The following is an 11,908-nucleotide window of genomic DNA, read 5'->3' as shown; positions in this document are numbered from 1 at the left end:
GGCCCGAACACTTCCTCCTGAAAGATGCGCATGTCGGAACGAACATCGGCGAACACCGTCGGCTTGACGAAATAGCCGCCCTCATGGCCGGCCACGCTGGCTGCCACGCCACCCGTCACGAGCCGCGCGCCGTCCTCGTTACCAAAGCGCGAATACATCAGCACGCGGTCGCGCTGCTTGGCCGAAATGACGGGGCCGAGCTGCGTCGCGGGATCAAACGGATCGCCGATACGGATCGACTCGGTCTTGCGCTGCAGCTTCTCGACGAATTCGTCGTAGATCGTGTCCTGCACGATGTGCCGGGAGGCGCAGACGCAGGTCTGACCGGCGCCGATGAACGCACCGAATGCGGCATAGTTGACGGCCTGGTCGATGTCGAAATCGTCGAACACCATCACCGGCGTCTTGCCGCCAAGCTCCATGGTCTGATGCGCGAAGACTTTTGCAGCCGCGGCGCCGGCGATCCGTCCGGCCTCGGTGCCGCCAGTCAGCACCAGCTTGTTGATGTCAGGATGCTCAGCCAGCATCTTGCCCGCGTTCTGGCCAAGGCCAAGCACGACGTTGAAGACGCCCGGCGGCAGCCCGGCCTCGGTGAAGATCTGCGCCAGCTTCAGCGTCGTCAGCGGCGTGTATTCGGAGGGCTTCACCACCGTGGTGCAGCCCGACGCCAGTACGGCGGCCAGCGACTTGCACATGATCATCAGCGGATGATTGAACGGCGTGCAATTGGCGACGACGCCGATCGGCGTACGCAACGTGTAGTTCAGGTAGTCGCCTTCGACCGGAATCACAGAGTCGCGGCGCGACAGCGCCAGGCCGGCGAAATAGCGGAAGAAATCCGGCAGACGGCCGAGCTGGGCGCGCGTCTCGTTGAGCGGACGGCCATTGTTCAGCGTCTCCAAGCGATACAACGTGTCGAGATTGGCCTCGAACGCATCGGCCAGCCGGTTGACCAGCCGGGCGCGGCTGCGGATATCCATGCCGCCCCATTCGCGCCCCTCGAACGCCACGCGCGCGCTCTTCATGGCGCGGTCGATATCGGCAGCCGTCGAATTTGGAATCCTCGCGATGACTTCTCCAGTCGCGGGGTTGCGCACATCAAGCAGCGTGCCGTCGCCGGCCTCGATCTGCTTGCCGTCGACGAAGTTGCTGTGCGTTTCGACCTTGAGCGCCGTCGGATTGGCGGGGATATTCATTGTATACGCTCCCTTAGATAATGATCGCATTCCTGGCCAAGGCCGGCAGAACGCGTTTTTCGGTTTTTTGAATGTGGGCCCGGATGATGCGGGCGGCGGCACGGCCGTCGCGGCGCTGCATCGCATCGATCAAATCGGCATGCTCGGCCACGAGTTGCGCGGGATCATGGCCTTTGACATTGGCAAGGCTGACGCGGACCAGCCGGTCGGCCTGTCCGATCAGATCGCAGGCCGCAACCGCCATGCGACGGTTACCGGAGGCGTAGGCCAGCGCGGTATGGAAGGCGCGATTATAGGTGATGAACTCTTCGCGGTTGCCGACGAAGGTCCGGAATTCGTCCAGCGCCGTCAGCACCTCGGCAGGCGCGTGCTCGATCGCCTCGGCGACACAGGCCGGTTCGAGCGCGAGGCGAAAGCGCAGCAGGTCGCGTGCATCGCCCAGTGAAATCGGATTGACCCGGTAGCCCTGGCGCGGCTGCACTGTCACCAGGTGCTCGCGCTCGAGCCGCAGCAAAGCCTCGCGCACGGGCTGACGGCTGACCGCATAACGCTCGGCGAGATCCTGCTCGCGCATATCATCACCCGGCGCGAAGCGGCAGGTCAGGATATCATCGCGCAAGAGATCGTAGATATTGTCGCGCAAAAGCATCGTAAAATCCAATTTACCTACCAATTTCTGGCACGCGTGAAATATCACGTCAACTAGGAAATGGCTTGAACTTGCCGGAAATCCCCGTATCACTGACGCCAGCAAACGAACCAGCGAGGGCTTCCGATGAACCAGTTTTTTGCCGACGGGACTGTGAATGCTGAGGTTTTCGGCGACGGCCCGCCGCTGGTCCTGTTCCATTCGCTGCTCTCGGACCGCACCAGTTTCGACCGCATCGTCCCACCGCTCGCCAAAAATTTTCGCGTCATCGTCCCTGAACTGCCGGGCTTCGGGTCCTCACAGGCGGTCGATGGCGACCTGCCGGCGGTCGCCGACCGGATGGCCGCCTGCGTCCGCGAAGCCGCCGCAGGGCAGGACGTGATGGTTCTGGGCAACGGCTATGGCGGCTTCGTCGCGCTGCAGATGGCCATCCGCCATCCCGGCATTGCCGCGCGCCTGGTGCTGGCGGATTGCGGCGCGGCCTTTTCCGAGCCCGGTCGCGAGGCCTTCCGCAACATGGCCACCGCCGCGCGCGGCAAGGGACTGGCCGCGATCACGCCGGTTGCGATGCGGCGGCTGTTCGCGCCGGAATACCAGGAAGCGCATCCCGACCTGATGCGCGAACGCGAGGCCGCTTTCCTGCGCACCGACGTCGATGTCTTTCACGCCGCCTGCATGGCGCTGGCAGGACTCGATCTGCGGGCCGAATTAGCGAAGGTGACGGTACCGGTGCTGGTGATGGTCGGCGATCAGGACGAGGCCACGCCACCGCCGATGTCGGAAGAGCTCAATGCCTTGCTGCCCGATGCCCGCCTGCATGTGCTGAAAGGCTGCGCCCATGTTCCGCAATTGCAGGCCCCGGATGCGTTTCTAGAAGCCATCGACGAGTTTCTGCTGGGAGCCGCGGCGACCCGCGCCGCCTGACGCAGCGCAAGCGGCGAGGTGTGCGTTCCGTTATTGAAATCCTGCGCTGAGATGCTGGCGCAGGAAGGCCACGAACATCTGCACATTGCGCGGCACATGCGGCGCATAGGGCCGGATCGCGAATAGCTGATCACCGAAAGCGCCGGCGACGCGCCAATCCGGCAACACGACCTGCAATTTGCCGCTGCGCAGATCGTTCTGCGCGCTGAAATCCGGTACCAGCGCGATGCCCAGCCCGCCGAGGGCTGCCTCGCGCAAGGCCTCGCTGTTATTGGCCGCGAAACTGCCGGCGATCTGCACCGTGATCCTCTCGCCCTTGCCCTTGCGCGGCTCCAGCGTCCAGGTCGGCACCACGCTGCCACGCAGATAATGCAGGCAATCATGACGGCTGAGCTCGCCCGGCGCCGCCGGCGTGCCGCGCCGGCGCAGATAATGCCGGCTGGCCACCAGCAATGAACTGGTCGCGCAAAGTCGCCAGGCTACATGGGTGTCCGGCACGCTGGCGACGTGGCGAACCGCCAGATCAAACCCCTCACGCGCCAGCGAACTCAAATGGTCCGACAGCTCCAGCTCGATGCGGATGCCGGGATACAGCGCGAGAAATTTCGGGATCAGCGGCACGATCTGCTGGCGCCCCAGCGCGACCGGGACGGTGACCCGCAGCAGCCCTTGCGGCGCGCCGGCGAGATCCCTCACCGAAGCGAAATTACGTTCGATCTCCGAGAAGGCGGAGCGCGTCGTATCCACCAGTCTTTGACCGGCTTCGGTGAGGCGCATGCTGCGCGTGGTGCGTCGCACCAGCGGCACCCCGGCCGCCTGCTCCAGCTCGCTGACGCGGTGGCTCACCGCCGCCTTGCTGACGCCGAGGCGTTCGGCGGCGGCGGTGAAACTGCCCATATCGCACAGCACGCCCAGCCAGTGCACATGCGACCACAGCCCGTCGACCTTTTTCGTTTTCATCACTGAATTGTTCAATATTCTGAACGGTAAGTCTAATGGTTTGGCCTACAATCGACCCGGCTGACCGGCTATAGCAATCTCGGAACTTCCTCCGGAGACCAATCATGACCGTTCAGCCCTATACCGCCAGCAACGACATCGCGCACTTCATCGATGGCAAGCTTGTGCCGAGCTCCGGCACCGTGCGCCAGCCGGTGTTCAACCCGGCCCTTGGCAGCGTCGCGCGCCATGTTGCGCTGGGATCGACGGGCGACGTCGATGCCGCCGTCGCCAGCGCCAAGGCGGCGTCTGCGAAATGGGCCGACACCCCGCCGATCCGCCGCGCTCGCGTCATGAACAAGTTTCTGGAACTGATGAACGAGCACACCGACACGCTCGCGGCGATGATCACGGCGGAGCATGGCAAGGTGTTCAGCGATGCGCAGGGCGAAGTCGCGCGCGGCATCGACATCATCGAATTCGCCTGCGGCATTCCGCAGCTGCTGAAGGGCGACTTTACCGACCAGGTCTCGACCGGCTTGGACAACTGGACGATGCGGCAGCCGCTCGGCGTCGTCGCCGGCATCACGCCGTTCAACTTCCCGGTGATGGTGCCGTGCTGGATGTTCCCGGTGGCGATCGCCGCCGGCAATTGCTTCATCCTCAAGCCGAGCGAGCGTGATCCCTCGGCGTCGCTGTTCATGGCCGAGCTGCTGATCCAGGCCGGGCTGCCGAAGGGCGTATTCAACGTCGTGCAGGGCGACAAGAGCGTGGTCGATGCGCTGCTGCGGCACCCGGACATCTCGGCGGTCAGCTTCGTCGGCTCGACGCCGATCGCGCACTACGTCCATGAGCAGTGCTCGCATTATGGCAAGCGCGTGCAGGCGCTGGGCGGCGCCAAGAACCACATGGTAGTGATGCCCGATGCCGACCTGTCGCAGGCCGCCGACGCGCTGATCGGCGCCGGCTACGGCTCCGCCGGCGAGCGCTGCATGGCCATCAGCGTCGCCGTGCTGGTCGGCGATGTCGCTGACAAGCTGGTCCCGATGCTGGCCGAGCGCATCAAGAAACTGAAGATCAGCAACGGCATGGACAGCGATGCGGAAATGGGTCCGGTCGTGACCCGGCAGGCGCTCGAGCGCATCGAAGGCTATGTCGGCATCGGCGTCGAGGAAGGCGCCACGCTGGTGGCCGACGGACGCGGCCACAAGGTCAAGGACCATGAGAACGGCTTCTTCACCGGCGCGACCTTGTTCGATCACGTCACCTCAACGATGCGGATCTACAAGGAAGAGATTTTTGGACCGGTTCTGTCCTGCGTGCGCGCGAAAGATTTTGCCGAAGCCGTCCAGCTGATCAACGACCATGAATTCGGCAATGGCGTGTCGTGCTACACCCGTGACGGCAATGTCGCGCGCGAATTCTCCCGCCGCATTCTGGTCGGCATGGTCGGCATCAATGTGCCGATCCCGGTGCCGATGGCGTGGCACGGCTTCGGTGGCTGGAAGCGCAGCCTGTTCGGCGACACCCATGCTTATGGCGAGGAAGGCGTGCGATTCTACACGCGGCAGAAGTCGATCATGCAGCGCTGGCCGGAAAGCACCATGAACGGTCCGGAATTCGCCATGCCGACGGCGAAATAACCATCCGAACCGGCAGGAAGTCCGCAGACGCTCTGAGCGCCTGCGGACGTGGACCGAGCTGAGTTGCCCCCGTCGCGACGGGCTTCAAATGCCACGAGGCCTGTTTTAGCGACGTGAGCGTGCATGCATGCCCCACCAGCATCATGATGGACAGACAAACCGACGCGACAGCTCAACCGTCTGGCCGACCAAGATCAACGAGCATGATACACATCACACCGAGCAATAGCGCTCCTTGATTTCCTCATCGGCGAGCAACGCGGCCGCGGTGGCGTGGTGCACCACCTCGCCCTGGTCGAGCACATAGGCGCGGTCGGCGATCGCCAGTGCCAGCTCGACATTCTGCTCCACCAGCAAAATGGTCGTGCCTTCCGATTTCATCTTGCGAAACAGTTCGAACATCTCGTCGACCAGCACCGGCATGATGCCTTCGGACGGTTCGTCCAGCATGATCAGATCAGGCTTGGCGATCATCGCGCGCGCGATGGCCAGCATCTGCTGTTCACCGCCAGACATGGTCACGGCATCTTGCTCCAGCCGTTCCGCCAGTCGCGGAAAGATTTCGGCGATCTCGGCGATCAGATGTACCTCGTTGGCTTTGGTCGGCGAAGCGACCAGGCCCAGCCGCAAATTCTCGCGCACGGTCAGGCCCTGCACGATGCGCCGCTCCTCCGGAACGTAGGCAAGCCCCAGCGCGAACCGCATATGCGCTGGCTCGCTGAGGATTTCCCTACCCTTGAACTCGGTCGACCCGCCGGTCTTGACCAGCCCCATGATCGACTTCAACGTCGTGGTCTTGCCGGCGCCATTGCGGCCGATCAGGCAGACGATCTCGCCCTTGTTGACCTCCAGCGTGACGTCCTGCAGCACATGGCTGGCGCCGTACCAGGCATTGAGTTTGGTAACCCGCAACATTGCCTAGTGCTCCCGCTGGCCAAGATAGACGCGCTTGACCTGCTCATTCTGGCGGACTTCGCTGGGCGTGCCCTGCGCCAGCAACTCGCCATGATGCAGCACCAGGATACGATCGCTGATTCCCATCACCAGTTTCATCTTGTGCTCGACCAAGATGACCGTGCGCTCGCGCGCCAGCTTGACGATCAGGTCCATCATCACCCGCGTCTCTTCAGGGCTCATGCCGGCGGTCGGCTCGTCGAGCAGCAGAAGCCGCGGATTGCTGGCCAGCGCCATGCCGATCTCCAACGCGCGCTGCTCGCCATGCGCCAATTCCCGGGCGACGCGGTCACGGCGGTTGCCCAGTCCGACCAGCACCAGCAACTCATCGGCCCGGTCCGCCAGCCCTGGCAATTTCGCGCGCGGGCGCCACATGTTGTAGCGCGACACGAATGCCTGCAGACCGACGCGGACATTTTCCCGCGTGGTCAGTTGCGGAAACACGTTGGTGATCTGGAACGATTTGGCGATGCCCATATGCGCGAATTCATGTTGCGCCACCCGGCTGACGTCGCGTCCCTCGAATTCGACCTTGCCGCTGCTCGGCCGCAGCGCGCCCGACAGCAAATTGAAATAGGTGCTCTTGCCGGCGCCGTTCGGCCCGATGATGGAGGTGATCGCGCCGCTGGAAAATTCGGCGGTGATGTTGTTCAGCGCCCTGAAATTGCCGAACACCTTGCTGGCGCCTTCGGTACGCATGATGATTTGGGAGGTCGCCGCGGTCATGGCTTGATCCTCTTCAAGATCGTCCCCCAGATTCCAGCCGGAAAGAACAGGACGCAGACGACGAACACGGCGCCGACAATCAGCTGCCAGTGGACGGTCCACAGTGACACCAGGTTTTCCAGCAGCAAGAACACGGCGGCGCCGACGAATGGCCCGAAGAAAGTGCCCATGCCGCCCAGCAGCGACATCATCACCACCATGCCGGAGGTTTCGATGTGCAGGATTTCGATCGGCACGATCGACAGATGGAGGGCAGCCAGGGCACCGGCAAGGCCGCAGAACGCGCCGGACAGAATGAAGGTGAGCAACCGGGTCAGCGTTACATTATAGCCTGACGCCCGCGCCCGCGCCTCATTCTCGCGCACCGCCTCGATCACGGCGCCAAACGGCGACGCCAGGATCCGTGACAGCACGTACAGCGCGCCGATCACGAAGGCGGCGACGACGTAATAGCGCGTCAGCGGATTGATGAAGTCGAACTTCAGGCCGAAGATATCGATAATGCGGACATTGATGCCGCGCAGCCCGTTCTCGCCACCAGTCCAGCGCTCGGCCTGGTAGAACAGGTAGAACACGCATTGCGACAGCGCCATGGTGACCATCGCGAAGTAGATGCCGCGGGTGCGGATCGCCAGCGCGCCGATCCCCGCCGCCATCACCGCGCCACCTAGAATACCCATCGCGATGGCAGCGTACCAGGGCATGCCAAGATGCACGATGGCGATGCCACAGAGATAGGCGCCGGTACCGAACAGCGCCGCGTGGCCAAACGACAACAGCCCGAGATAGCCGAACAGCAGGTTGAAGCCGAGCGCGTAAAGCCCGTAGATCAGGATGTTCACCGCCAGCGCGGTGAAGGGCATCACCAGCGGGAACAGCAGCACCAGCAGGCTGGCGAGCAACGCGCGATGACGCTTCGCGGTTTCGAACCAGTTGCGCGGTTCGGCGCCGGCCTGCGCCAGCGTCCGGGACATTTCATTCATGGACATTCGACCTTAGCTCATGAGCCCGGCACGGCCGAAGAAGCCCTGCGGACGGATCAGCAGCACCACCGCCATCAGGGCAAAAATCGAGACCTTCGCCATTTCCGGCGCGAACAGCGAGGTCATGCTGACGACGACGCCGACCAGAAGGCCGGCGAGCACCGCGCCGCCGATCGACCCCATGCCGCCGACCACCGTGACCACGAAGGCCTCCGCCAGCAAATTGGCGCCCATTTCGGGGATCACGCCCTGCAGGGGAGCGGCCAGCAATCCGGCGAGGCCGGCAATCGCGGTCCCGATCCCGAACACGTAGAGCCAGACGCGCCCGACGTCGACACCAAGCACGCGAACGATTTGCGGATCGCGCGCACCCGCGCGGATAATCAGGCCGAAGCTGGTCTTCTCCAGAAACAGCCACAGCGCCAGCAGCACGGCGACGGCGGCGGCAATGACGAACAGCCGATACAGAGGGAAATAACCGACGCCGATATTGACCGCGCCCTGCAACAGTTCCGGCGTATCGAACGGGTAGCCGCTCTTGCCGAAGCCAATGCGGATCAGTTCGACCATAATGTAGCTGAGGCCAAAGGTCAGCAGCAGCGGATAGTCGATGCCGCGGCCATAGAGCGGGCGGATCAGGAAACGCTCGACGACCATCCCGCTGGCGCCAACGATCAACGGCACGGCGATAAGGCAGAGCCAGAAATTGCCGCCCAGTGACAGCAGGAACAGCCCGACATAGGCGCCGATCATATAGAACGCGCCATGTGCGAAATTGACAACGGTCAGCATGCCGAAAATCAGCGACAGGCCTATGGCGAACAGCACGTAGATCGCGCCGAGCGCCAGCCCGGTAAACAGCTGCAACGCAATCAGATCAAAACTCAGGCCGGCCATCGCATTCCTCCAAAGGCGATGCGCGCCCGACATGGGCGCGCATCCATCAGCTTCAGGCCTTGTGGCCGAGGGCGGCACAGGAACGCAGATTGGCGTCGTTCGGCGCCTCGGTCTCCAATACGCTGAAGACGTCGGCATCGCCCTTGGCGGGGTTCGCTTTGGATTCGATGATCAGCACCGACTGCACCGACTGATGATCGCAGCCGCGATAATATTGCGGGCCCTTATAGTAGTCGTATTTCAGCGCCTCGATCGCGGCGATCACCTTGTCGGCCTCCAGGCTGCCGGCGGCCCTGGCGCCCATCAGCAGCGTCTTGACGCCGCCATAGCCTAGTGCGCCGTAGTCCGACGGCACCTTGCCGCCATGCATCTTGCGGAAGCGATCGTTGAACGCCTTGGCGGACGCGATCTTGTCCTCGATTCCCCAGTAATAGGAGGTTCCGCCGATCACGCCTTCGAACGCCTGCGGTCCGGCGGCGATGCGGCCGGTGTAGAGCATGATCGGGACGATGATCTTCATCGACTTCTTCATGCCGAAATCGGTCGCCTGCTTCAGCGCGATCTGCTGGTCGCGGCCGAAATTGCTGATGCACAGGATATCCGGCTTCAGCGCCTGGATGCGCGGCAACAGCGCCGAGAAGTCGGTGGTGCCAAGCGGATGGCGGATGTCGACGAGGGTCTCCACGCCAAAGGCCTTGCCGGCTTCCTGGAAGCCACGGACCATTTCGTGGCCATAAGCATAGTCGGCGGTGAGGAAGGCGACCTTCTTGCCGAATTTCGGAAACGCGTAGCGACCGACCGCGCCCGCCGTCAGATGCGGGTTCAGGGCCTCGTGAAATGTGTATTTGCTGAAGTCGGAGGCTTCATTGATGGTATCGGACTGGCTGATCGAGTTGAAGATGATCTGCCGCTCCTTGGTGACATTGTTGACCGCGAGTTGCACGGCGGCCGACAGGCTGCCGACGATGAAATTGACCTTCTCCTTCTCGATCAGCTCCAGCGTGCGCGTCGCAGCCTCGCCGGGATTGAGCTTGTCGTCGCGCACCAGCAGCTCGGCCTTGCGACCGTTAAGGCCGCCGCCTTCGTTGAATTCGGCGATCGCCACCTCGGCGGCGCGGACCTGATCCTGCGCCTCGGTGCCGTAAGGCCCGGTGAGCGGCACCGGGAAACCGACCTTGATGGTCGCTTCCTGGGCCTGCAGCAGATTGATGCGAAACGGCGAGACCGCCAGCACAGCGCCAGCGCCCACGGTCGTCAGCAGGCGGCGCCGCGTTACCTGTGCGGTAGTCGGGGTCTTCTTGGTCATGTGTGTCTCCCTTGGCGTTTTTATTGCTGTCGTTGTGATCAGCTTGGTCGTCGTCGTGTCAGGCTAGTCCCAGCGCGGTGAGGATGAGCCGCGGCGTCAGCGGAATTTCGGTGACGGTCACGCCGAACGGCGACAGCGCGTCATTGACGGCGTTGGCGACACAGGCGGCGGCGCCGGCGGTACCAGCCTCGCCCGCCCCCTTGGCGCCCAACTCGGTCTCCATCGTCGGTGACACGACGTGACCAATATCGATATCCGGCATCTCGCCGGACATCGGCACCAGATAGTCGGCCATGTTGGCGTTGGTGAGCTGGCCGCGATCGTCGTAGATGCAGTGCTCGTACAAGGCGGCGCCAAGCCCCTGCACCACGCCGCCGCGGATCTGCTCGTCGACCAGCTGCGGATTGATCAGCGTGCCGCAATCCTCGACCACCCAGTGCTTCAGCAGCGTGATGAAGCCGGTGTTGGGATCAACTTCGAGCCAGGAGGCCTGCACGCCGTTGGTGAAGGCGAAGGGATAATCGCGCGGCACGAAGTGGCGCGTCGCCATCAGCTCGGCCTGGAAGCCCGGCGGCAAGGTGTCCGGCCGGAAGTAGACGATCCGCGCCAGTTCATGAAGCTCGATGCGCTGCGCGCCGCCGGCCATGTCGACCACGGCGTTGTCGACAATGTCGAGATCGCCGGGTCGGGCCTGCAGGATCGCCGCGGCGACGTCGAGGATGTTGCTGCGCAGAAGCTTGGCGGATTGCAGCGCCGCCTCGCCGCCGATGCCGGCGCCGCGCGACGCCCAGGTGCCGCCGCCATAGGGCGTGTTGTCGGTGTCTCCGAGAATGACCCGCACCTTGTTCATGGAGACGCCGAGCACGCTGCCGACGATCTGCGCCGTCAGCGACTCCGAGCCCTGGCCCTGTTCGGTCAGGCTGGTCTGGCAGATCACGGCACCGGTGGCGTCGAGCCGCACGGTAACGCCGTCCTGCGACGAGATCCGCGCGCCGCCGACGCCATAGAATGCCGCGGCGGGATTGGTGACCTCGATGAAACTGGCAAGGCCGATGCCGCGATAAATGCCGATCTTGCGCAAGGTCGCCTGCTCGGCGCGCAGCGCGTCGTAATCCATCATCGCGAACAGCTTGTCCAATGAGGCCTGATGCGACAGCGCCTCGAATTTCATGCCGGAGGGCGAGGCGCAGGGATAGGCGTCGTCAGCGATCAAATTCTTGCGGCGGATGGCGACCGGGTCCATGCCGATCCGGCGCGCCGCCAGATCGACCAGCCCCTCCGTCACCGAACAGGCGATCGGATGGCCGACCGCGCGGTACTGGCAAGTGACGTTCTTGTTCTGGAACACGACGCGCGCGCGGGCACGATAATTCGTTGCGGTATAGGGACCTCCGACCAGATTGACGACCTGGTTGGCCTCGATCGCGCTGGTGCGCGGATACATCGAATACGGCCCGATGCCGGTGAGATCGTCGATCTCGAAGCCGGTGATGGTGCCATCCTTGTTGACGCCGATGCGGCCCTTGCAGATGTGGTCGCGGGCGTGGATGTCGGTGTTGAAGCTTTCGACCCGGTCAGCGACGAATTTGATCGGGCGGCGCAGCAGCTTTGACAGCGCGTAAGTCGCCATCTCGTCGGCATAGATATGCACCTTGATGCCGAACGAACCGCCGACATCCTTGCATACCACG

Annotated in this window: 11 protein-coding genes; 2 read left to right on the top strand and 9 right to left on the bottom strand. The window is 63.5% G+C overall.

What is annotated here, in order from left to right:
• On the bottom strand, window positions 1-1,196 hold a 1,196-nt coding region (locus tag Q0S16_RS00180; protein WP_295843733.1), incomplete at its 3' end, for an aldehyde dehydrogenase family protein.
• 13 nt (window positions 1,197-1,209) lie between these two features.
• Window positions 1,210-2,046: a GntR family transcriptional regulator gene (locus Q0S16_RS00175; protein WP_366517790.1), complete on the bottom strand. Its 837-nt coding sequence runs from the start codon at window positions 2,044-2,046 to the stop codon at window positions 1,210-1,212.
• Between Q0S16_RS00175 and Q0S16_RS00170 the strand changes: the two genes are divergently transcribed.
• Window positions 1,972-2,769: an alpha/beta fold hydrolase gene (locus Q0S16_RS00170; RefSeq protein ID WP_295843731.1), complete on the top strand. Its 798-nt coding sequence runs from the start codon at window positions 1,972-1,974 to the stop codon at window positions 2,767-2,769. The two genes, Q0S16_RS00175 and Q0S16_RS00170, sit on opposite strands and share 75 nt — an antisense overlap.
• Before the next feature lie 30 nt (window positions 2,770-2,799).
• Here the strand turns inward: Q0S16_RS00170 and Q0S16_RS00165 are convergent, their stop codons facing one another.
• Window positions 2,800-3,729, bottom strand: coding sequence for a LysR family transcriptional regulator (locus tag Q0S16_RS00165; protein WP_295843729.1), 930 nt, complete (start codon window positions 3,727-3,729; stop codon window positions 2,800-2,802).
• Window positions 3,730-3,833: 104 nt separating this feature from the next.
• Between Q0S16_RS00165 and Q0S16_RS00160 the strand changes: the two genes are divergently transcribed.
• Window positions 3,834-5,351 carry a CoA-acylating methylmalonate-semialdehyde dehydrogenase gene (locus Q0S16_RS00160; protein ID WP_295843727.1) on the top strand — a complete coding sequence of 506 codons (1,518 nt, stop codon included), beginning with the start codon at window positions 3,834-3,836 and terminating at the stop codon, window positions 5,349-5,351.
• Window positions 5,352-5,564: 213 nt separating this feature from the next.
• On the opposite strand, the gene Q0S16_RS00155 is transcribed toward Q0S16_RS00160, so the two are convergent.
• The 6 genes from Q0S16_RS00155 to Q0S16_RS00130 form a co-directional block, all read right to left on the bottom strand.
• Window positions 5,565-6,266 (bottom strand): ABC transporter ATP-binding protein, encoded by a 702-nt coding sequence (locus Q0S16_RS00155; protein ID WP_295843726.1) that lies wholly within the window; start codon window positions 6,264-6,266, stop codon window positions 5,565-5,567.
• Between the two features lie 3 nt (window positions 6,267-6,269).
• Window positions 6,270-7,031 (bottom strand): ABC transporter ATP-binding protein, encoded by a 762-nt coding sequence (locus Q0S16_RS00150; protein ID WP_295843724.1) that lies wholly within the window; start codon window positions 7,029-7,031, stop codon window positions 6,270-6,272.
• Entirely contained in the window at window positions 7,028-8,014 is a 987-nt protein-coding gene (locus tag Q0S16_RS00145) for a branched-chain amino acid ABC transporter permease (RefSeq protein WP_295843722.1), read from the bottom strand. The genes Q0S16_RS00150 and Q0S16_RS00145 overlap by 4 nt, the downstream gene beginning before the upstream one ends.
• A 12-nt stretch (window positions 8,015-8,026) precedes the next feature.
• A complete protein-coding gene (locus Q0S16_RS00140) occupies window positions 8,027-8,911 on the bottom strand; it encodes a branched-chain amino acid ABC transporter permease (RefSeq protein ID WP_295843718.1) in 885 nt (294 codons plus the stop codon).
• A 52-nt stretch (window positions 8,912-8,963) separates the two neighbouring features.
• Window positions 8,964-10,217 (bottom strand): ABC transporter substrate-binding protein, encoded by a 1,254-nt coding sequence (locus Q0S16_RS00135; RefSeq protein ID WP_295843716.1) that lies wholly within the window; start codon window positions 10,215-10,217, stop codon window positions 8,964-8,966.
• Window positions 10,218-10,275: 58 nt separating this feature from the next.
• The coding region (locus Q0S16_RS00130; RefSeq protein ID WP_295843713.1) for a molybdopterin cofactor-binding domain-containing protein at window positions 10,276-11,908 on the bottom strand (1,633 nt) is incomplete at its 5' end.

It is taken from the genome of Tardiphaga sp., from assembly GCF_025356345.1.
GTDB lineage: Bacteria > Pseudomonadota > Alphaproteobacteria > Rhizobiales > Xanthobacteraceae > Tardiphaga.
The sequence above is the reverse complement of the archived record's forward strand: the minus strand, read 5'-3'. Positions and strand labels throughout refer to the sequence as shown.

Bases quoted from the DNA above. Each gene is read 5' to 3' on its own strand.
- Q0S16_RS00135 (WP_295843716.1), bottom strand. From the start codon at position 10,217: ATGACCAAGAAGACCCCGACTACCGCACAGGTAACGCGGCGCCGCCTG.
- Q0S16_RS00175 (WP_366517790.1), bottom strand. From the start codon at position 2,046: ATGGAACAGGACCAGCGGCGGGCCGTCGCCGAAAACCTCAGCATTCAC.
- Q0S16_RS00140 (WP_295843718.1), bottom strand. From the start codon at position 8,911: ATGGCCGGCCTGAGTTTTGATCTGATTGCGTTGCAGCTGTTTACCGGG.
- Q0S16_RS00170 (WP_295843731.1), top strand. From the start codon at position 1,972: ATGAACCAGTTTTTTGCCGACGGGACTGTGAATGCTGAGGTTTTCGGC.
- Q0S16_RS00155 (WP_295843726.1), bottom strand. From the start codon at position 6,266: ATGTTGCGGGTTACCAAACTCAATGCCTGGTACGGCGCCAGCCATGTG.
- Q0S16_RS00145 (WP_295843722.1), bottom strand. From the start codon at position 8,014: ATGAATGAAATGTCCCGGACGCTGGCGCAGGCCGGCGCCGAACCGCGC.
- Q0S16_RS00150 (WP_295843724.1), bottom strand. From the start codon at position 7,031: ATGACCGCGGCGACCTCCCAAATCATCATGCGTACCGAAGGCGCCAGC.
- Q0S16_RS00165 (WP_295843729.1), bottom strand. From the start codon at position 3,729: ATGAAAACGAAAAAGGTCGACGGGCTGTGGTCGCATGTGCACTGGCTG.
- Q0S16_RS00160 (WP_295843727.1), top strand. From the start codon at position 3,834: ATGACCGTTCAGCCCTATACCGCCAGCAACGACATCGCGCACTTCATC.